This is a genomic window from Chryseosolibacter indicum, assembly GCF_018598585.1.
Taxonomy (GTDB): domain Bacteria; phylum Bacteroidota; class Bacteroidia; order Cytophagales; family Cyclobacteriaceae; genus Chryseosolibacter; species Chryseosolibacter indicus.
In genome coordinates this window covers 1-20,827 of sequence record NZ_JAHESD010000040.1, presented here as the reverse complement: position 1 = coordinate 20,827, position 20,827 = coordinate 1, and the positions used below count along the sequence as shown (strand labels likewise).

At 41.8% G+C, this 20,827-nt stretch carries 25 protein-coding genes; 7 read left to right on the top strand and 18 right to left on the bottom strand.

What is annotated here, in order from left to right; translation table 11 throughout:
* Positions 1-18: 18 nt before the first annotated feature.
* Positions 19-2,052, bottom strand: coding sequence for a thioredoxin domain-containing protein (locus KK060_RS16095; protein ID WP_254154797.1), 2,034 nt, complete (start codon positions 2,050-2,052; stop codon positions 19-21).
* A 43-nt stretch (positions 2,053-2,095) separates the two neighbouring features.
* Positions 2,096-3,079: a GSCFA domain-containing protein gene (locus KK060_RS16090; protein WP_254154796.1), complete on the bottom strand. Its 984-nt coding sequence runs from the start codon at positions 3,077-3,079 to the stop codon at positions 2,096-2,098.
* Between the two features lie 74 nt (positions 3,080-3,153).
* Between KK060_RS16090 and nagB the strand changes: the two genes are divergently transcribed.
* On the top strand, positions 3,154-5,058 hold the full coding sequence (gene nagB, locus KK060_RS16085; protein WP_254154795.1) for a glucosamine-6-phosphate deaminase: 1,905 nt from the start codon (positions 3,154-3,156) through the stop codon (positions 5,056-5,058).
* Between the two features lie 126 nt (positions 5,059-5,184).
* Here the strand turns inward: nagB and KK060_RS16080 are convergent, their stop codons facing one another.
* Positions 5,185-5,736 carry a hypothetical protein gene (locus tag KK060_RS16080; RefSeq protein WP_254154794.1) on the bottom strand — a complete coding sequence of 184 codons (552 nt, stop codon included), beginning with the start codon at positions 5,734-5,736 and terminating at the stop codon, positions 5,185-5,187.
* A 600-nt stretch (positions 5,737-6,336) separates the two neighbouring features.
* Here KK060_RS16080 and KK060_RS16075 point away from each other — a divergent pair.
* The 3 genes from KK060_RS16075 (at position 6,337) to KK060_RS25220 (ending at position 7,526) form a co-directional block, all read left to right on the top strand.
* The gene (locus KK060_RS16075; RefSeq protein WP_254154793.1) at positions 6,337-6,564 is read left to right on the top strand and encodes an addiction module protein; all 228 of its coding nucleotides are present in this window, start codon (positions 6,337-6,339) and stop codon (positions 6,562-6,564) included.
* A 567-nt stretch (positions 6,565-7,131) separates the two neighbouring features.
* The gene (locus KK060_RS16070) at positions 7,132-7,281 is read left to right on the top strand and encodes an addiction module protein (RefSeq protein WP_254154792.1); all 150 of its coding nucleotides are present in this window, start codon (positions 7,132-7,134) and stop codon (positions 7,279-7,281) included.
* The gene (locus KK060_RS25220; protein WP_367397498.1) at positions 7,278-7,526 is read left to right on the top strand and encodes a type II toxin-antitoxin system RelE/ParE family toxin; all 249 of its coding nucleotides are present in this window, start codon (positions 7,278-7,280) and stop codon (positions 7,524-7,526) included. Before KK060_RS16070 ends, KK060_RS25220 begins: the two co-directional genes overlap by 4 nt.
* A gap of 386 nt (positions 7,527-7,912) precedes the next feature.
* On the opposite strand, the gene KK060_RS16065 is transcribed toward KK060_RS25220, so the two are convergent.
* Both KK060_RS16065 and KK060_RS16060 read right to left on the bottom strand, forming a co-directional pair.
* On the bottom strand, positions 7,913-8,146 hold the full coding sequence (locus KK060_RS16065) for a hypothetical protein (protein ID WP_254154791.1): 234 nt from the start codon (positions 8,144-8,146) through the stop codon (positions 7,913-7,915).
* Positions 8,143-8,412, bottom strand: coding sequence for a transposase (locus tag KK060_RS16060; protein WP_254154790.1), 270 nt, complete (start codon positions 8,410-8,412; stop codon positions 8,143-8,145). The genes KK060_RS16065 and KK060_RS16060 overlap by 4 nt, the downstream gene beginning before the upstream one ends.
* A gap of 264 nt (positions 8,413-8,676) precedes the next feature.
* Between KK060_RS16060 and KK060_RS16055 the strand changes: the two genes are divergently transcribed.
* Entirely contained in the window at positions 8,677-9,489 is an 813-nt protein-coding gene (locus tag KK060_RS16055) for an alpha/beta hydrolase (protein ID WP_254154788.1), read from the top strand.
* A gap of 121 nt (positions 9,490-9,610) precedes the next feature.
* Positions 9,611-10,687 carry a 3-keto-disaccharide hydrolase gene (locus KK060_RS16050; RefSeq protein WP_254154787.1) on the top strand — a complete coding sequence of 359 codons (1,077 nt, stop codon included), beginning with the start codon at positions 9,611-9,613 and terminating at the stop codon, positions 10,685-10,687.
* A 40-nt stretch (positions 10,688-10,727) separates the two neighbouring features.
* Here KK060_RS16050 and KK060_RS16045 read toward each other — a convergent pair whose 3' ends face one another.
* The 7 genes from KK060_RS16045 to apaG form a co-directional block, all read right to left on the bottom strand.
* Positions 10,728-10,964, bottom strand: a complete 237-nt coding sequence (locus tag KK060_RS16045; protein ID WP_254154786.1) for a hypothetical protein — start codon at positions 10,962-10,964, stop codon at positions 10,728-10,730.
* A 666-nt stretch (positions 10,965-11,630) separates the two neighbouring features.
* A complete protein-coding gene (rplI, locus tag KK060_RS16040) occupies positions 11,631-12,074 on the bottom strand; it encodes a 50S ribosomal protein L9 (protein WP_254154785.1) in 444 nt (147 codons plus the stop codon).
* Between the two features lie 27 nt (positions 12,075-12,101).
* The gene (gene rpsR / locus KK060_RS16035; RefSeq protein ID WP_254154784.1) at positions 12,102-12,353 is read right to left on the bottom strand and encodes a 30S ribosomal protein S18; all 252 of its coding nucleotides are present in this window, start codon (positions 12,351-12,353) and stop codon (positions 12,102-12,104) included.
* Positions 12,350-12,733, bottom strand: coding sequence for a 30S ribosomal protein S6 (rpsF, locus tag KK060_RS16030; RefSeq protein WP_254154783.1), 384 nt, complete (start codon positions 12,731-12,733; stop codon positions 12,350-12,352). Before rpsF ends, rpsR begins: the two co-directional genes overlap by 4 nt.
* Positions 12,734-12,883: 150 nt before the next feature.
* The gene (locus tag KK060_RS16025; RefSeq protein ID WP_254154782.1) at positions 12,884-13,831 is read right to left on the bottom strand and encodes a DUF8428 domain-containing protein; all 948 of its coding nucleotides are present in this window, start codon (positions 13,829-13,831) and stop codon (positions 12,884-12,886) included.
* Positions 13,832-13,865: 34 nt separating this feature from the next.
* The gene (locus KK060_RS16020) at positions 13,866-14,639 is read right to left on the bottom strand and encodes an O-methyltransferase (RefSeq protein WP_254154781.1); all 774 of its coding nucleotides are present in this window, start codon (positions 14,637-14,639) and stop codon (positions 13,866-13,868) included.
* Positions 14,640-15,026 (bottom strand): Co2+/Mg2+ efflux facilitator ApaG/CorD, encoded by a 387-nt coding sequence (gene apaG, locus KK060_RS16015; RefSeq protein WP_254154780.1) that lies wholly within the window; start codon positions 15,024-15,026, stop codon positions 14,640-14,642.
* Between the two features lie 162 nt (positions 15,027-15,188).
* Between apaG and ung the strand changes: the two genes are divergently transcribed.
* Complete coding sequence (gene ung / locus KK060_RS16010) at positions 15,189-15,851, top strand: uracil-DNA glycosylase (RefSeq protein ID WP_254154779.1); 663 nt, start codon at positions 15,189-15,191, stop codon at positions 15,849-15,851.
* 65 nt (positions 15,852-15,916) lie between these two features.
* Here ung and lepB read toward each other — a convergent pair whose 3' ends face one another.
* From lepB to KK060_RS15980, 6 genes are all read right to left on the bottom strand, one after another.
* Positions 15,917-17,083 carry a signal peptidase I gene (gene lepB / locus KK060_RS16005; protein WP_254154778.1) on the bottom strand — a complete coding sequence of 389 codons (1,167 nt, stop codon included), beginning with the start codon at positions 17,081-17,083 and terminating at the stop codon, positions 15,917-15,919.
* Between the two features lie 143 nt (positions 17,084-17,226).
* The gene (gene dapB / locus KK060_RS16000) at positions 17,227-17,934 is read right to left on the bottom strand and encodes a 4-hydroxy-tetrahydrodipicolinate reductase (protein ID WP_254154777.1); all 708 of its coding nucleotides are present in this window, start codon (positions 17,932-17,934) and stop codon (positions 17,227-17,229) included.
* Between the two features lie 56 nt (positions 17,935-17,990).
* Positions 17,991-18,578 (bottom strand): DUF5683 domain-containing protein, encoded by a 588-nt coding sequence (locus tag KK060_RS15995; protein WP_254154776.1) that lies wholly within the window; start codon positions 18,576-18,578, stop codon positions 17,991-17,993.
* Positions 18,579-18,586: 8 nt separating this feature from the next.
* On the bottom strand, positions 18,587-19,522 hold the full coding sequence (locus KK060_RS15990) for a ParB/RepB/Spo0J family partition protein (RefSeq protein ID WP_254154775.1): 936 nt from the start codon (positions 19,520-19,522) through the stop codon (positions 18,587-18,589).
* Entirely contained in the window at positions 19,519-20,298 is a 780-nt protein-coding gene (locus KK060_RS15985) for a ParA family protein (protein ID WP_254154774.1), read from the bottom strand. Before KK060_RS15985 ends, KK060_RS15990 begins: the two co-directional genes overlap by 4 nt.
* A gap of 183 nt (positions 20,299-20,481) precedes the next feature.
* Positions 20,482-20,827 (bottom strand): YidC/Oxa1 family membrane protein insertase (locus tag KK060_RS15980; protein ID WP_254154773.1); only part of this gene is annotated, 346 nt, incomplete at its 5' end.

The window sequence follows — 20,827 nt, the reverse complement described above, 5'->3', positions numbered from 1 at the left end:
CCATACTACAGCGCCTTGTTACGTAAGGTCGTTAATTTGCTCAAGCGCTTCTTTACTGCTAAAAACAGGGCGTTGACATGTTTTCTTGAAACAAACATAAATAGTTGATTTATTGTCAACAGCAGTCTTTCCTGCTACCAAAGGGAGCGCACTTTGTGTTTTAGTTCCCAGTGTTAGCACAAAAGGCTGATAAGTTTGGAATATTTCTTTTTTCAAGGTCATGTTATTCTCTCCCACCAATACAACTTCAGCCAATCCCTTTTTCATTTCCATATAAGCTATGCCCCAGTTCGACATATAATTCGGTTCTGATATGATGATATGGCATAAAGGCGTAGTCATAGCTTCGGCTTGTTGTTGCCAGTGTTCTTTGTCGAGCAGCGAACCGAGGTGATATAGGTTCTGCGCCATCACAGAATTAGAAGCCGGTATAACATTGTCAAATAACTCTTTTCTTCTTGCAATCAGGGCTTCATTATCTTTATTGGTGTAGTAGAAGAAGCCATCGTCCTCATCCAGGAATTTGTCTACAGTAAATGTTGCGAATAGTTCAGCCCTTCGCAGCCAGTATTCATCAAACGTTGCCTGGTAGAGCTTCGTGCATGCCTGTATCAGGTAAGCGTAGTCATCGAGAAACGCCGTAGTGGCAGAGCGTTTTCCTTTGTATGAGCGATAAACAACACTGCCCTCTGTTAACTCGCTTTCTATAAACTTCATGTTTTTGAGCGCCGCGTTAAGAAAACGTTCATCACCAATGTACTTGTAGGCATCAAGAAGTCCGCATACCATCATAGCATTCCATGAAGTAATGATCTTATCATCCAACCCGGGACGGATTCGCTTATCCCGAACAGCCAGAAGCTGATCCTTAAACCCGCGTAACTTCTCACGCCATGTAACCTCAGTGAGATTATGTTTTTTTATAAACGCTTCTTCTGATTGCGTTTGTATAAATACATTGTTTCCGTGCTCCCAGTTTCCTTCATCTTTCACGTTGTAAAAGTCAAAGAACAACGCTGCGTCTTCTTTGAGTATCTCGGTGATCTCATCTTTCTTCCAGATGTAAAACTTCCCTTCTTCACCTTCACTGTCGGCGTCAAGCGCAGAATAGAATCCCCCTTGCGGATGGGTCATCTCCGCTTGTAGCCATTCAAAAGTTTCAACTACAACAGTTTTGAACAATTCCTCTTTTGTTAATGCATACGCTTCTGAATACAAGCTCATCAGCTGCGCATTGTCATAAAGCATTTTTTCGAAGTGAGGAATAAACCAATAACTATCGACTGAATACCGCGCAAAGCCTCCACCAATCTGATCATAGATACCACCCCAGGCTATCCGACGCAATGTTATCGTTAACTGATTCAGAGCTTCCTCATTTTTGGTAATATGGTAATACCGCAGCAACCAAAGCCATACTGAAGGCATCACGAACTTAGGTGCCTTGTCAAGCCCTCCCCAGTTTTTATCAAAAGCAGAAGCTAGCTTGGCAAACATCTTATCGAGGTCTGTCGCAAGCTCCGTAAATTCATATGCTTTCTTATAATGTGATGTATCCTGATCAGCAAGAAGTTTCGCTAATTCATTAGCCGAGTCATCTACTTCACCACGTCTTTCTGTAAAGGCTTTGTGTACGCCACCAATTACCTGTACCCACTGATCAGGAGGAAAATACGTCCCGCCATAAAACGGCTTCTGATCAGGGGTAAGAAAAACATTGAGCGGCCAGCCACCATTTATCCCCATGGCTTGTACGGCCTCCATGTATATAGTATCAATATCGGGTCTTTCTTCGCGGTCTACTTTAATACATACAAGGTGTTCATTCATCACCTGGGCGATGTTCTCCTTTTCAAACACTTCACGCTCCATTACATGACACCAGTGGCAAGATGAATAACCAATACTTACCAGTATAGGCTTATTCTCATTCCTTGCCTTCGTCAAAGCTTCTTCTCCCCATTCAAACCAATCCACGGGATTGTACGCATGCTGAAGCAGGTAAGGAGATGTTGAATGAATTAGCCGGTTTGCTTTATGTGTTTCAATCATGTTTGTATACGCTTAAGAAATCGTACCAGAGACGTACGGGTGGTCACGGTGTTGTTATTTGCTCTTTTATAATTCTGATCTCTTCGCTTACATCGGCTTTGTCCTTCAATAACTCCAGCCTTTTCAACGTATCGTTAAGAAACTTTTGATGGGAAGCAGATGTAGGATGAAAAGGCCGGTGGCTCATAGCAGCTGAGATCGATTTCCATTCTTTTATAAACTTCCTTGTATCTTCATCGATATAACTTTCAATAAATTGATCCCAGATGTAGTCCTCAGCTTCCTGCGTAGGGTGTAGCATATCCGATTTATAGAACCTGTAGTCACGAAGGTCATCCATCATAATTTCAAACGCAGGAAAATACTCAACGTCAGTAAATTGGGTGGTAATGGCGTAACAAGCAGTTCGTAAAACAGCTTTGCTCACACTATTCAGCGGAAGCGTATCTTTTACATGCCTCACCGGGCTCACTGTTATAATAAGTTTTGCATCAGGAATCACAGCTTTTAATGTATCAAATAACATTTTAAAAGACGCCACAATTTCCTGTTCGGATAACAATCGCTTCTTAAAAAATGCGGCCGGTACTTTATGACAATTTGCTACAATTTCATGGGTATCTGTTCTTTCATACACCCACGCTGTACCGTATGTGATCAGCAGTCGCGAAGTATTCTTCAAGAACCCGTGAGCCGACGATACCATCGACGTAATCGTGGACATAAGCTCCTTCTTATCATACGCAGCTACTTCTGAATGAAAATCATAACTGAGGTGAATACCGTCATTTTCCAGAAAGGTGTCCTCTCCGGGCAATGTGTTAGACAAGCCATAGAGAATGGCTCTGTGAATAGACAAGGGGTTATAAATAATACCAAACGGGTTCACCATAGCCTCAAACTTATTACTGTATAGCCGGCTGCCGATGGCATCGGCAAAACAGGAGCCGGCCGTAAAAACAGGGTTTTTAAGGCCAAACTGCCATTTTGAAGCAGGGGTACTAACAATAGTTCGGAATGTTTTCATAATTATGTTACCGCAAACACTTGAAAATTTCGCACTTTTTCTGATACTTTACATGACTAACACATACAAAGTATATGAATAACGACCTTTCTGCCTTTGAAAAAATTCCAGTAAACGTTTTTAAGACTTCCGAAGAAGCTTCAAAGTTTGTAGCACGCCAGGTAGCCGATTTGATTAAAAGCCGCCAAGCATCTAACAAGCATTGCGTTTTAGGACTTGCAACCGGCTCAACACCAACGCGCGTATACGCCGAGCTGGTCAACATGCACAAGTCAGAAGGTCTAAGCTTCCGCAATGTATATACTTTTAACCTTGATGAGTACTATCCCATGCAGCCTGATTCGTTGCAGAGCTATGTACGCTTCATGAACGAGCACCTCTTTAATCATATCGATATTCCTAAGCAGAACATTCACATACCCGATGGTACCCTTTCAAAGGATAAGGTAGCTGACTTCTGCCGCGAGTATGAAAATAAAATTGACCAACTGGGAGGGATAGACATCCAGATCCTCGGTATAGGTAGAACAGGTCACATCGGTTTCAACGAACCTGGTTCAAGTGAAAAATCACTTACACGTTTGGTAACACTCGATCAGGTTACACGCATCGATGCTGCCAGCGATTTCTTTGGTGAAGAAAACGTTCCGAGAAAAGCCATTACCATGGGTGTTGGCTCTATCATGAAAGCACGCAAAGTGTTTATGATGGCCTGGGGTGAAGGTAAAGCTTCTGTAATCAAGAAGGCAGTTGAAGGACCAATTACTGATCATATCCCTTCATCCTTCCTTCAAAAGCATGCCGATTGCCTCGTAGTACTTGATGAAGCATCGTCTTCAGAATTAGTACGCAAGAAAACGCCATGGATATTAGATACTATCGATTGGAACGATCGTCTTATTCGCAAGGCAGTAGTTTGGCTTTGCCAGAAAGTTAAGAAGCCTGTGCTTAAGCTCACCAACCACGATTACATGGAACATGGTATGGGTGACATCATCACAGAATATGGTTCTGCTTACAAGGTAAATATTAAAGTATTCAACGATCTGCAACATACCATCACCGGATGGCCGGGAGGTAAACCAAATGCAGATGATACAAACAGACCCGAACGTGCTAATCCGTTCCCTAAGCGGGTTATCATCTTCTCACCACACCCTGACGACGATGTAATCTCCATGGGAGGTACCTTCATCCGTCTTGTAGATCAGGGTCACGAAGTGCATGTTGCCTACCAGACTTCTGGTAACATTGCTGTGTTCGATGATGATGCTGTTCGCTTTGCAGATTTCGTTCGCGATTTCAATGAACAATTCGGTCTGTCAAAAGCAGATGGAGAAGAATTCTATCAGAAGATCGTAAGCTCAATCAAACAGAAAGGACCTGGTCAGATAGATAGTCCCGAAGTGTTGTCAATAAAAGGGCTGATCAGAAGGGGAGAAGCAAAAGCAGGTGGCCGTTACGTTGGCCTTCCCGATGAGCAAATGCACTTCCTCGATATGCCTTTCTACGAGACCGGCGCCGTAAAGAAAAAGCCACTGGGAGAAGATGATATTAAGATCGTTATGGATCTTATCGAGAGAATTAAACCACACCAGATCTACGCTGCCGGCGATTTGTCAGATCCGCATGGTACACACCGTGTTTGTTTGGCTGCAATCTTCGAGGCAGTAAACCGCTTGAAGAACAAGGACTACATGAAAGATTGCTGGCTGTGGCTATACCGTGGTGCATGGCAGGAGTGGGATATCGACCAGATAGAAATGGCCGTACCGCTTAGCCCTGATGAGCTCATGAGAAAGCGCAGAGCAATCTTCAAACACCAGTCACAGAAAGACAGCGCCATGTTCCCCGGAAGTGATAAACGTGAGTTCTGGATGCGCGCCGAAGACAGAAACCATGCAACAGCAGCAGCCTATAACCAGTTAGGCCTTGCCGAATACGAAGCCATGGAAGCCTTCGTCAGACATAAGTTCTGATATAATATTAAATACGTCTTTACTCAAGCCACTTCTTCACATAAGGAGTGGCTTTGTTTTTCAGATCCACCGAATTGCATAATAAACCCGTCATTGATAGCGGAGCAAAGAATCCCCTCTAAACACTCACATCACCATCTCCCTGGTCGCAACATTGCCCACCTCATCCTGTACAACCACCTTAATCTTACTAATCAACTCCTTCCTCGATGTAAACCCATAATGCCACCATTCAAAGTCCTTAACAGTTTCCGCTTCCTCTACAGCCACACCATCACGGCCTAACCCAACTACTTTCATCACCCTCAAGCTAAAGTCCTTCTTTGTAGCCTTAACATTCAATTCCAAGGTAGAATCACTTACAGCAACCTCGGCTTCCTCAATAACCGGTCTGCGCATATAATCAGCAATCGCAGCCGTATACCCGTTCGGAAGCTTCAACTCCCTAGCCATCTCCCAGTAATATGCCTTCCTCTCCGCAATAAGCATCATCGCTTTTGCATACGCCGTAGCCTTTCTAAACCGCTCGCGATTGTCTCGTTGCAAAGCACTCTCTTTGGTAGTAGGCTTCGACCTTCGCGCAACAATCGTTTTTCCGCGCAATTGTTTAAAGATGAATTTTGAGCCAAACCTTCCGCTCAAACCTTCTGTAAGATCATTTTCTCTGACTTGTGCCATAGGGTTACTGTTTTTTCAGGAAAAGTAGACCCCACGTTTGACAAATACTGTCAAAACCATCCCACCCCCAGCAAAATTTTAAGAACGTAAAGAGTGCAGCACGAGTGCAAAACGAGTGGAAAACAGCTTAAAACACGAGCCGTAAAGACAACGATTCTACTTTGGGCGTGCCCTTCGCCGCCATCACACAAGGCCAATACAGCTCCGGTCGGGCTGTCCGTTACAAGTCCTCGCCCCAGTCACAAGCCAACCCTTCGCTGTGGGCTTTTCACTGCCATCCCTCACGCAAGCACCGGTAAGTGGTCAGGCCCACGCTGGCTCACGCGTGCTGCGTGAGCCTTATTTAGAAATCAAAGCCTCAATTATTTCTTGTTCAAGTCTTAGACATGTGCCAGTCGAGGTTTATATCCCAGTTATAGACGGCATTAGATTTAATACATCATAAAACGGCTTTCGAAGGGCATGAAAAGTTGAGTTTTTTACTATTCAGATGCTTATTTTTGTTTAAATGAAGCTTTTTAATTATTATTTGAATCGCGTCATTCGATATTTGTCTTGAACTTGACTGGAATAGAAAAAGCGTTGCTAATAAGTACTACTATGAAAAGCCTGCATTTAAATATAAATCTTAGTCTTCAACAATTGATTGATGTGGTAAAGCAACTATCTCCTGACGAAAAATTAAAACTGAATGAAGCCATCTGGAGCGAGAATATGGATATACCCCAGGAGCATCAAAAACTAGTTTTGGATCGCGTGCAAAAATCAAAGCAAAATCCAGACAGCATGCTCGATTGGGATAAAGCTTCTAAAAAGCTCAAGCCTTGATTGATTAATGCCTAAATACAAAATTAAAATTGCACCTGATGCATTACCGGATATTCAGGACGCTACCGATTGGTATAATAAGCAACTGCAAGGCTTGGGTACTCGTTTTCAGAAACAGGTAATAACACAAATCAATTCTTTAAAAAGTAACCCGTTGAGTCACGTTATTCGTTATGCGGATATTCGGTGTATGCTTATTAAGAGATTTCCCTTCATGGTTCACTTCTCTGTCAACCAAATCTCGTAGAGGTCTTTGCTATCCTCCATACCAGTAGAAATCCCAAAATATGGGAAGAAAGAAAGAGCCATTAAACTGAATATACTTGGCAGTCATGTATTCTAATAAGTCTATTTCAACATTCGTACCTCCCGCGGTAATACCGCTACATTTCCTTTAAGCCATTCCTTTACAAGCCTTGACACTAACGAAATGAAACAGAAGAAAACTATAAAATTGTTATCTTTAAAGAGTCAAAAATAATTAACCATGGGAGCAGCACAGATCAGAGAGGAGCTACATCGGTATATTGACAAAGCTGATGAAAGAATTTTAACATGATTTACGCTATGGTAAAAGCCGATACCGGCCAGGAGAATTATTTTTTAACAGATGAACATAAACAACTATTAGACGAGCGATTGGCAGCGCATAAAGCATCTCCCCAGGAAGGATCAACCTGGAACGAAGTAAAAAACAGAGTCACGCAAAAGACATGAGTTATTGTTTAATTGTTAAACCATTAGCGGAAAAGGACATAGAAGAAATTTATAGTTGGTATAATCAACAAAGAGTTGGATTAGGAGATATCTTTTTAACTGAGCTTGAGAGGAGTTTTGATTTTATTGAAAAAGGTCCGGCTCAATATCAAGTTAGATATAAAGAAGTACGAATGACCCAAATTAAGAGCTTCCCAATTTGCGTACATTACACAATAGAGGAAGACACTATATTATTCACGTAGTTTTAAGTACCAGTCGTCATCCTAAGATTGGGGTAAAAAGAGCGAAATGATACAGTATAATAGCCTCCAACTCCGAGGTAACGAACTATTACATATACCTTATTAAACAAACCTCATACTACTTCTGTTCTAAACTCGTCATTCCGAGAATACAACCTCTATACTATGCGATAAAATAGATTCGAGGAATCCCCTTCCCGGCAATCTTCAATAGAAAGACTAAGAAATCAATATGATCTAAGTAACATAAGCTTCTTTTATTTCCACCATTCAACGCCCTCACGCTGGCGCACGCGTGCCGCGTGTGCCTTACCCTTACACTTGTGGCTTTGCATACTTAATATGCCACACTTGACCTTCGTGTGCCTTATTAAACGCGTGTCGTATTAAATAAAATCTATTTCCAGCAACCCTCTACCACCACTATAGTCTATGGCACTGCTATATTTCCAATGCTCGGGCTCTTTTACGAATCCTGACACTACCCGATTATTGTGAATGTAATCTACCTTCTGGTCTATCACCTCCGGACTCCATAACTCTATTGGTTTGTTATGATGCTGCCAAACCTGTCTATTCTTAACATTACTACTTTTTATTCCCGCTCTTTCAAACATCATAACAACCATTCTCTTCTGCTCTCCTGAATATTTTCTTCGATCTTAATACATAGTTGCTTTGATGTAAACTCCTTAAACCTTCCTAAAACTACCTCAGGATTACTTTCTTTAGCTCGTATCACTAAATGGATATGACTTGGCATAATACACCAACAATAAATTTCTAAACCTTTATTCTTTCGGCAATAATCCAGGCTTTGGATAATGACTTCATAATACTCTTCGCGTACAAAAACATCAATCCAATAAACTACTGCAAAGCTCACGAAATACAATCCATTCTTGTTGTAAAACTTATACTTCCTACTTATTGATACACTATAGTGTTTATAATGTAATATATGTGATTAACACAAATATGTAAAAGGCACACGCGACACGCGTGCGCCAGCAAAGGGACACGCGTGCGGCCAGCAAAGAAGATTAAGAAGTACTATGAAAATGAAATTCAGAATGACATAAGTAACATAAGCTTCTTTTATTTCCACCATTCAACGCGTACTTTAGCAAACAGACCAACTATCCCGACCATGGCATTTCTGAAAGTAACAGCACTCATTATTATTGGTCTTTACCTGGTTGTTGTTCTCTTGCTTTATCTCTTTCAGGCTAAACTGATTTTTCTTCCCGGAAAGCTCTCTTCTAATTATCGTTTTGCAAGTGCTTACAACAGCGAAGACTTAATGTTAACAACCTCTGATCATGAAAAGATAAATGCGCTCTTTTTCAGGGGAACAGGAGAGGATGTAATCCTGTACTTCCATGGTAACGCTGGCGACCTCAGTGGATGGCAATATGTAGCTGAAGACTTTACGGGCCTTGGCTTTAGCGTTCTTATCATTGACTACAGGGGATATGGTAAAAGCACAGGCACTATTTCTGAAAAGGGATTTTATCATGATGCAGAAGCAGCCTATGAGTACCTGATTGAAAAAGGATATAAGTCTGAGCACATCATAATCTATGGTCGTTCAATAGGTACAGGTGTAGCCGTAGAGCTTGCCACCAGGGTAGAGGTTAAAGGTGTTGTTCTTGAATCACCCTATACTTCTATTGCAGCGTTGGCCAATGAGAAGCTTCCCTTTTTCTTTCCTTCGCTCTATCTGAAGTTCCGCTTCAATACCATCGCCAAGCTCGATAAAATAAAGTCACCCGTCATCTTTCTGCATGGCAGTAAAGATACCCTTATCCCGTATTCCCATACCGAAAAATTGTATCAGCGATTTAAAGGGCCCAAGCGAATGATCTTATTTCCGCAAGGCACACATAACGACCTGAGTTCATTTGACGAGTATAAGATTACGCTAACCGAGGTGTTGCCGCAATTATTTGATAAAAAGTAACGCACCACATCTCCTTACATAAGAAAATAACCGTTGAGTCCTGCTTAACCGTAAGTTCTAAAAGAAGCTTGACAACACAAGGGGTATTCACTACTTTGTCCGCCGACTACTATCCAATATTATGATGAATAAACTATTAGCATTACTTTTTTTAATGGCGGCATTTACTGCTTCTGCTGCTGATATCGACGGAAGATGGAGTGGCAAGCTGAACAACAACATGGACATTTACCTCGAATTGAAGGCCGATGGTAAGAAGTTCTCAGGCGTTGTAACAACACCGTACAACGACAAGCTGTTTACAGATGGCAAGATCAGTGGCAGCACATTTACGTTCTCTGTCAACAACGACGGAAAAGTAACATCCTATAAAGGCACCTTAAACGGTGATAACATGACACTCTCTCTTACAAACGAGGGAAAGGAATACAGTGGCACATTGAAGCGCTTGAAAGGCAGTGAGCCTTCACCCTTTGCTTCACGCATGAAACCTCAGATGACAGAGTACTGGGAGCCTGTACCAAAGAAAGTTGAACCAGGGCCTTATGTGATGGTTCCTCCGCCTTCTGATGCCATTGTTCTTTTCGACGGTAAAGATCTTTCGAAATGGAAGAGCCGCGATGGAAGCGAAGCAAAATGGAAAGTTGAAGACGGCCTGTTTACTGTAGTTAAAGGTACCGGTGATATTACAACACGTCAGAAGTTTGGCGACTATCAGTTACACATTGAATGGAGAATACCGGAAGACATCCAGGGACAAAGCCAGGGAAGGGGAAACAGCGGACTATTCCTCCAGGATTTGAGTGATGACCTCAAGATTCCAGACTATTGGTACGAAGTACAGATCCTGGATAACTACAACAATCCTACATATGTAAATGGTCAGGCTGGAAGTATCTACAAACAGAATCCACCATTGGTGAATGCCATGCGTAAGCCTGGTGAGTGGAATGTATATGACATCACATACACGGCACCGCGCTTTAATGAAAATGGCACATTACATTCACCTGCACGGGTCACAGTATTTCACAATGGTATATTGGTACAAAACAATTATGAGATCAGAGGACATACAGCGTATATTGGCATGCCTGCATACAAGGCACCACATGGCAAGGCGCCTATCTCATTACAGGATCATGGCGATCCCAGCAAGGCTATTAGCTTTAGAAATATCTGGTTAAGAGAATTGTAATAATAAATATCAAGGTGTGTTGGAGAGGTTCAATTATTAATTACCTCTTCAATACACTTAACGTAACAAGAGGCTGATTTTTACCCGGAGGATTAATTACCTTCTTTTGATTGATCCTTGCTTTATAGAAGTCGTCGCCGTAAAGAATTTCAACTTCATCACCGGTTCTGAAGATATTTGAAGCCGGAGATACAGATACACCTACCTCAATTTCACGTCCTGAAATGAAAGCTTTAAAGGTCTTTACATCTTTTTCTTTGATTTGGAGATAGCTCATAGATCTGCTTTTTAATAGTTACTGAATCATCCTACTAACATCAATAAAACCTTATGCCAACAGCGGCAGGATTACCTGGATTATTCATGTGTGCAGACTGTGAAACGTCCTTGCTGTCGTTGTAATCGCATTATTTACATTAAACGACCCTGGCGTTTATCTAAAGCATGCGTAAATGGTTTTTAAAAAGAGGTAAGAAATGGATACAAATAAAAAGCACCAGAATATGGAGAGGGTCAACCATATGTCTGATGCTGGGACTAAATAAATTCTATTCTTAGATTTCTAACAGGTCATCTCCAATAATTAGAAAGCCATTAAAAATACTTCGCTGGTGTTAAGAATTGGAGAATGAATATTGATATCTCGATTAATTCTTCACGTGTAAATATAGATAAATACCAATGCCTGAAATTGTAGATAATTACGATGAGCGGTTTCAAACCTCCTTATTTTTATGAATGAGAGGTTTTATTTTGTGAATGAATGCGAGGTAATATGAGCGCACTGAATAATCTTTATTCAGGTTAAATAATCGATGATCCTGTTACACAACGAATGGGAGAGTGAGCTGGCTTTCAACAATAAAGGCTAGGAGAGAGGCTACTGGATAAAATAGAAAAAGCCACATTGCTGTGGCTTTTTGTAATATCACTGATAAGAATATTATTCAGCTACTACTTTCACGCTGATCTCGTGTTTCACTTCTTTGTGAAGATCAAGCGTTGCAGTGTAAGTACCAATTTGTTTTGGACTTTCCTTTAGAACTACTTTCTTACGATCGATATCAAAACCTTTTGCTTTTAAGGCATCAGATATCTGTACTGCTGTAACAGCACCGAATATTTTTCCGCTTTCACCCGCTTTGGTCTTGATCTCTACAGTCAATTCGCCAACTTTAGCAGCTAACGCTTCAGCATCTTGCTTGATTTTAGCAGCTTTGTGAGCAGCCTGGCGGATGTTTTCATTCACCAGTCTTTTGTTTGACTCATTCGCGATTAAAGCAAACCCGTTAGGAATAAGGTAGTTGTTACCATATCCAGGTCTTACTTTCACAATATCGTTTTTATAGCCAAGGCCTTGTACGTCCTGTTTTAAAATTACTTCCATGTTCGTTTTTCTTTAAAGGGTTAAAGATTACTTTAATGAGTCACCAACGTAAGGAAGCAATGACAAGTGTCTGGCACGCTTAACAGCTTGAGCTACTTTCTTTTGAAACTTCAAGCTTGTTCCTGTAAGTCTGCGTGGCAATATCTTACCTTGCTCATTGATGAATTTTAATAAGAAGTCAGGATCCTTGTAATCGATATACTTGATACCATTCTTCTTAAAACGGCAGTACTTAGGTTTAACCTCAGCACGCTTGATAGGTTCGTTCATTAATGTCATTCGGCTAACTCCTCCGCAGTTTTTCTAACAGATGTTTTCTTGTCTTTGTTTCTAAATTCGCCTTTGCGTCTGCGTTCATTGTAAGTAACTGCATGCTTGTCCAATACAGTTGTTAAAAAACGCATTACTGATTCGTCTCGTCTGTACTCTGTTTCAAGAGTGTTGATCACTGAAGAATCTGCTGTAAATTCGACAAGATTGTAAAAGCCAGTTGACTTTTTGTTGATAGGATAAGCAAGCTTCTTCAATCCCCAGAATTCCTGGTTAAGGATTTGAGCATTCCTATTCTTCAACACTTTCACGAATTTTTCAACAGTATCCTTTGCCTGGTCCTCAGACAAAACGGGATTTAAAATGAATACCGTCTCGTAATTTTTCATTGTGTTTTAATTTGAGCCTGCAAAAGTATGAAATGCAGATGAATTTTGAAAATACACTCAAGCGTAAATAGAAACAGGAAGCCTCCGCGACCTCCTGTTTTCCATTAAAACTGATCAATTTTCTTAAAAAAGCCCTTTTTAACAGGAAGCCTACTTTACAGTAAACTGGCCTTTTCCCATCATATAGCCGTCTGTATAGATTTCCAGCTCGTACTTTCCTTCAGGATATTCCGATCCCTTGTCATAAAGGAAGGTTAACCTTTGTCTTGTGTTGTCAAACAAAATCTCCTGGGAAGCAGTATAGAACTCTTCTTTTCCATTATAGATGAAGGTGCCCGAACCGCGTGCTACGTCAAAAAGAACCTGGCCGTTTTCGTCAATAATCCGGATCATGATTTTCTTGCCTTCGATAGGGGCAACACTGTTTTCAGCAATGTTAAAGTCAACTTTAAGCTGGCTCAGCTGGCGATTCTTGAAAGGTGATTCCCTTTCTTTTCCCTTGTCATTAACAGCAACAATCTTCACATTTTCAGCTTTAAGCTGTGATGCAATGGCCACTTTGCTGGCTAATTCCTGCTTGGTTTGGCTCAAGCGGTTAATGGAGTCACCAAGAACATTCTTCTGTGTTTTTAGGGTGGTATTTTCAGTGAGAAGCTCCTTGTTTACAGTTTTAAGCTTCTCAATCTCTTCGTCCTTATTTTTAAGCAGCAGCTCATAGCCTTCAACACGGTCTTTTAATGCTTTTATTTCTTTTCCGGTAGCGCGTTTAGACCTCCTGAGTTCATTTTCAATCTCATTTTTTGCTGCTTGCAGGTCAGAAAAATCACCTCCCAGCTTCTGAACTTCCGCTATTTTCTGATCCAGCTCGGCCCGGATTTCAGTAAGCCGCTGCATGGTTGAAGCAAGCTCCTGTTCTGTTGAGGTAAGCTGTGTAAGTACCTCATGCTTTTCCTGGGAGTCGAGGTAGATCTTTATGGCCTGTATAATGATAATGATGGCCATCAAAGCTATGATTATGGTGGTTTTATTGTTCTTGCGGGGGGCAGGTTCGTATGTAGGTGTAGTTTCTGTGCTGTCAGTCATAGTCTTTTCCATCATGCAAAAATAGGGCTATGTTTTTGGATTACAATAGCTAAAACTGTAAGATAACGTGTTGTTTGTTCAGTGACGGATCAAAAAACAGGATGCCGCATTTAAACAAATCTGCGGAAGCATAAACCAGGTCGTGGTGCTTCAATGCCTTCCACGCTTCCGTCATTTCTTTCGAATAGTAGATGTCGTCAATGACAACCACGCTCTTTTCATGGAGCTTGGGAAGAAGCATTTTAAAGTAAAGCATCGTTGCCTCATAAGTATGGTTGGCATCCATTAAAACGAAGTCAACTTTGCGGTGCGATTGGAGAAAAGCAGGAAGTGTTGTATGGATATTTCCTTTAATCAACTTGACGTTGGATACTTCAGCAAATTCAAATGTCAGGGCTGCAGTTTCTGCAATGGCGTCAATGCCTTCAAAGGTAAATACGGTGGCACCAGGAGCAGACGACAAATACAGGGTGTTGATGCCAAGGCTAGTGCCCAGTTCTATTATGGTCTTACATTGAAATTTTTCAAGTATCCGCTTATAGAGGGTCGCATAGCGCACAGGCGTTAAGCTTGTTTTGGCTATAGCCCCAAGGGTAGTATGTATGTTGTTTCCGCGTTTGGCACCTATATCGGTAAATGAAACAGATCGTGTGTCGGCCAGAAGTTTTTTTCGGAGTGATTCCGCTACTGTTAGCGGTACTGGATAGCCCTTAACAACGCCGGTATAAAAATCAAAAAAGAATGGAGAATGAAGAGCGTGCTCGTCTACAGCATCCAGCCAGTACGATAAGTAGGATTTGATTTGATGAGCGTTAATGGGCAACTAGTTTTGGCGAATAGGTGCAATCATGGTAAACTCGGGTATGTTTACCTGCATTTGGGTTCCATCAACAATACGTTCCATCAGGTAAGTGCCTACCATCTTACCAATTCCTGATTTTAAGTTGCAGCCTGATACATACTGATGTGTTTGACCTGGTTCAATAACAGGTTGCTGTCCTACAACACCTTCACCTTCAACTTCACGCATTAAAAAACCCGCATCATATATATTCCAATGCCTGCGCATTAATTGGATTGTGTATTCACTCTGGTTTTCAATCGTAATGCGATAAGTAAATACGTAATGGTATTGTGTCGGACTGGAGTAAGCCGGCTGATATTCAGTTTCTACACTGACTTTTATTCCCTGCGTAATTTCCGTTACCATACATCCAAAAATATTAAAATTTTAGAATTCCTGCCTCTTTCTGATAAAAACCTTTCAATTCATTGGTAGTCAAGGTAATTATAAATAAAAATTATTCCTAATCCCCGCTTTGAATCTTTGTCTTTTAGTCTTTGTTTCGCTGCCATCTAAAACTCATTAAGAATGGATGTTAAAATAGAGGCCTCATGGAAGGCAAAGCTTTCAGGAGAATTTGATCAACCCTATTTCACCAAACTTATTGATTTTGTAAAAACGGAATATACTACCCAAACAATATATCCGCCGGGTAAAGAGATCTTCAAAGCGTTTGACTGCTGTACTTTTGATAATGTAAAAGTGGTGATACTCGGGCAGGATCCTTACCACGGACCACATCAGGCTAATGGACTTTGTTTTTCGGTAAGGGATGGTATAAGAATGCCTCCTTCATTGATGAACATCTTTAAAGAGATCAAGGACGATCTGGGCAAGCCGATACCGCCATCTGGAGACCTAGAAAGATGGGCACGCCAGGGTGTATTGCTTCTCAATGCGACGCTCACGGTACGAGCAGGTACCCCAGGATCACACCAGAATAAAGGGTGGGAGACATTTACCGATTCCGTTGTAAAAAAGATCTCGGAGGAAAAACAAAATGTAGTGTTCTTATTATGGGGTGCCTATGCACAAAAGAAGGGAGAGATTATAGACAGGAATAAACACCTTGTCTTGATGTCAGCACATCCTTCACCATTTTCTGCCGACCGTGGTTTCTTCGGTTGCAAACATTTCAGCAAAGCTAATGCATACCTGAAAAGCAAAGGATTGGAAGAAATCAATTGGTGATATTAGATGCTGGACACCAGAGACCAGTATTCAGAATCTAGTATCCAGCATCCAGTATCCCCAACCTATTCAATCAGTTTAAAGAATCTGTTCCAGCGAATCTTGTTGATGAAATCTGCATTGCGATCAATGGAAAGCCAGATGAAGAACGCCTTTCCTACAATGTGATCTTCAGGTACAAATCCCCAGTAGCGTGAATCAAGGGAGTTATGCCTGTTGTCACCCATCATGAAGTAGTAGTTCTGTTTAAAGGTATATTCATTAACCTGCTTTCCGTCAATATATAATTTACCTTCCTCAACACGTACTTCATCATTATGGTCGTATTTCACAATGGTATTACCATAGAGTGTTAAGGTAGAATCATTAATCGCTATGGTAGCACCTTTTTTAGGAATCCACAGGGGACCAAAGTTATCCTGTGACCACGACATCTTTGGATTTGTCTTTAACCCAAATAACTGGTTGTATCCTGAGTAAGGGAACGTTTCCTTTTCGTTCCGTTCTTCTTTGGTAATGGAGATAATGTAATTGGGTTTCTCGGCATTTATTTTCTCAAAGGCCTCTTTCGTTAAGTGGACACGATAAGCCACTTTACCATCGCTGGTCTGGTATTCCATACCGTAATCTTCAGGGCCAAGGCCCAGCTTTTTGAAATTCCTTTCACTAATCTGTCCGTTAGACATAAAGAGGTAACCATATTGCCTGTCAGCAGGATTAGGAAGTTCTTTACCGTTAATATACACTTGCTCGTTTTTGATCTCGATCACATCTCCGGCAATCCCTACACAACGTTTGATGTAGTTGGTCTTCAGATCTACAGGGTAATCAGCATCATTTAATTCTCTTGGCGGAACGTTAAATACCACTACATCTCCGTTCTTAACGTGTGTTAAACCAGGAAGCCTGTATTGTGGTAGTTTAATGGCCGTGCTGTAAGAAGGAATATTCGTAAACCAGATCTTCTGGTGGGTTAGGGGTACCTGAAGCGGTGTTGTTGTTGTTCTTGTGCCGTAATGAAATTTGCTTACAAACAGAAAGTCACCTACAAGAAGGGAGTTTTCCATGGAAGGCGTAGGGATCGTATACGCTTCCATAATAAGCCAGCGGATTAAAGTAGCAGCAATGACGGCGAACAGGATGGCGTCCCACCATTCGCGAACCTTTGATTTTGGTTTTTCGTGCTGATCATCATTATTCGTGTTGTTTTTCTTCCAAAACTGCCAATTCATTGTTTTATCTGTTCTTTAATCTGTTGTTTCGCTTATTAAAACCTGCAAATAAAGGTATTTTTTCCCAGACTCATTGTTTGCGCGTTCCTTGCTTGCAGGCCACTATACGGGGCATCGTTTGTTTATGAGTCGCAAAGTCGCGCTTAGAATTTCAGGAAGTCATCCATATTTAAGACACCTTTTTTATCCTTGATCCACTCTGCTACCATTACAGCACCTAAAGCAAATCCTTCTCGTGTATGGGCTGTATGTTTGATCTCAATGTCATCTATGGCTGATGTATACTTCACAACGTGCGTACCAGGTACCTGGTCTATTCTAAACGATTTTATCGGTATTTCCTGCATGTTACTGGTATCTTTATTTACCCAGTTCTTCTTGTGATCCAGGTGCTTTAAAATGCCTTCCGCAAGCGTGATGGCCGTGCCACTGGGAGCATCCTTCTTCTCCGTATGGTGGATTTCATCCAACGCAACTTCATATTGTTTAAAGCTCTTAAGCATGGAGGCGAGATGCTCGTTGATTTTGAAGAAGATGTTCACGCCCAGGCTATAGTTAGAAGCATAGAAGAAAGCACCATTCTTTTCCTTTGTAAGTGATTCAATTTCTGGTTTACGCTCAAGCCATCCTGTGGTACCACATACTACGGGAATACCGAGTTCTATACAACGTTTTACATTATTGAAAGCGGCGTCGGGATGCGAGAATTCAATGGCGGCGTCTGCCTTTATGTTTTCTAAATCAGATTGATTGTTAACGTCAATTCGGGCTGCAATGCTATGACCACGGTCAAGGGCGATGCGTTCAATGGTTTTACCCATTTTGCCGTACCCAACAAGTGCAATGTTCATGGAATAGGAGGTAGTTAAACTAAATTACCAGGCAATCTACAACCTGGCTGTGAGAATTAAAATTTCATTGTCAACGCAAGGCCAGTTTGTCTTCCTAAAATTGCATTTTGTTCCATGGTTGGCTGCAGGCTTACGCGCAAATTAGGGTTAAGGTCAAATTCCTTCAGGTGGGCATCTACGTGTGAATCTACAATTTGTAGGATATAAAGAGCACCTACCATAATAATCCAGAAGTCGCGCTCACGGCGCGAGCGGTCGACAATTCTTCTGAGCTGGGCCGTCGTTCTTCCGCTGCCCAGATGAACCGTGCCATCACTGGATGACACCTGGAGGTTCTCATACAGGTATACCTTGTACTCGCTATAGATGTTGTTGAAAAGATTGATCTGTCTCCCGATCAGGAAAGCGCCTCCGTATACCAGCGGTAGTTTCCAGTATTTCTTGTTATAGATCTGGCCCAATCCAGGTACTACTGAGGCATAAAGAAGCGCTTTACGCGGATTATAACGTGCTGCGTAGGATTTAATCGCTACGGTATCACCGCTTTCAATGATCAGACTGTCTGACTCTGTTTTGCGTTGTGCATAACCATAGGCTGAGCATAGCAGAAGGATAGCGGTGAGTACTGAAATCCGGATTTGCACGTGTTATATTATATCTTCAAAATATCCAAAATACGGTTGAGATCTTCTACGGATAGAAAAGGTATCTTAATCTCACCTTTTTTGCCGTCACTCTTAATGACAACCTTTGTGCCAAAATGAGATGACAAGTTGGATTGCAACTGGACGATTTCCTTCGACACAGGCGCAGGGGAGCTGCTGCCGTTCTCAGATTCACCGCCTGGTCCGTTTTTCTTTCCACTGAGTTCTCTTACCAGCTCTTCAACCTTGCGTACTGAAAGATCTTCTGCAAGGGTGCGCTTGAAGATATACAGCTGTTGTTCAGGTGTGTCAACGTTAATGATCGCGCGGGCATGACCCATAGAAAGCTGGTTATCACGCACCGAGATCTGGATATCAGGAGGAAGCTTCAGCAGGCGGAGGTAGTTGGTTACCGTTGCCCTGTTTTTACCAACACGTTCGCCAAGTTCTTCCTGCTTCAGGTTACACTCTGAGATCAGGCGTTGGTAGCTCAGCGCAATTTCTATTGCATTCAGGTTTTCGCGCTGAATGTTTTCGATAAGGGCCATCTCCAGCATCTGCTGATCGTCAGCAGAGCGAACATAAGCCGGTATCATTTTCAGATCAGCCAGTTTCGATGCCTGGAAGCGTCTTTCGCCGGAGATCAGCTGGTATTGGTTCTCTGATAGTCGCCTTACTGTAATAGGCTGTATGATGCCGTGAACCTTGATCGACTCAGCAAGTTCAAGCAACGCATCCTGGTCGAAATGGGAGCGTGGCTGAAAAGGGTTAACCTCAATCTGGTCAACAGGTATTTCGTTTATACCACTGGTAGGACCCGCAGGTGTAGCAGCTGCTACCGGTATGGTATTGTTTTCTGGAATATCCACTTCCAACTTATCTTCCGTCTCATTGTCCTTAAGCAGAGCGCTGAGACCTCTTCCTAAAGCTTTTTTCTTACTCATTTCGATACTCCGTTGTTGTTTTTATCCAAAATTTCGTGTGCAAGATTCAGGTAACTAATGGCTCCTCTGCTTTCAGCGTCATGCACAATGGCAGGCAAACCAAAGCTGGGAGACTCACTTAGTTTCACATTTCTTGGAATGATGGTGTTGAAGGTCATTTTCTGAAAATGCGTTCTTACTTCTTCTACCACCTGGTTTCCAAGACTCGTACGTGAGTCATATAACGTTAAGAGAATCCCTTCTATTTCTAACCTGGGATTTAATCTTGTCTGAATGATCTTAATGGTGTTCAATAATTTACCAAGACCTTCCAAAGCGAAATATTCACATTGAACGGGGATGATCACGGAATCCGCCGCAGTAAGGGCGTTGATGGTGATCAGACCGAGAGACGGAGAGCAATCGATGATAATGTAATCGTATTGGTCTTTGATGCTGCCGAGTGCATCACGCATCTTCTCTTCTCTTCGTTCAATACTAACCATTTCAACTTCGGCACCAACAAGGTCAATGTGGGAGGGAAGAACTTCAAGATACTTCAGTTCATTCTTTACAACAGCATCCAGCGGGTTTACACCGTCTACCATGCACTCATATATTCCCTGTGTTACGTCTTTTGGATTAAGACCTAAACCGGAAGTAGAGTTAGCCTGGGGATCGGCGTCAACAAGCAGCGTCTTTTTTTCTAAAACAGCAAAGCTTGCAGCGAGATTGATTGCTGATGTAGTTTTACCTACGCCACCCTTTTGATTCGCAATCGCGATAATTTTTCCCATCGTATTAAAAAATAAAGCCTCTCAGGTATAGTGAGGGCTACAAATATATAGCAATATGAAAGAGCGTGGAACACTCCGTGGAACGTGTTATCCACAATCGTTGCACAATTTCTGAACGTTGTGTCAAACGCTTGTGAATAACGCCGCTTAGGGAGCTCCGAACTAAGTATTTCTACTTATTTCTTATTTTTTACGCTTTTTTCTTTCTTCTTCGGCACGTCTGCGGGCCTCTTCACTTGCCTTCATCGCATCTTCAAGCTTGGCCATGAATTTAGATTTTTTACCTCCTGTGCCGGAAGCATTCTTTTTCCTGTTCTCTTCAAGAAGAGCCTTGATTTTATCTTCATCAACAAAGCGCTTGATGATAGCCTGTTGCGCAAAGGTGATGAGGGTTGAAACGGTATAATAGAAGGTTAAACCTGCTGAGAATTTATTCAGTACAAAGAAGAAGATAATCGGCATGATGTACGACATCGACTTCATCGGTCCTGTTACGGACGACATCTGGTTGTTCTGCCAGGTGTAGATC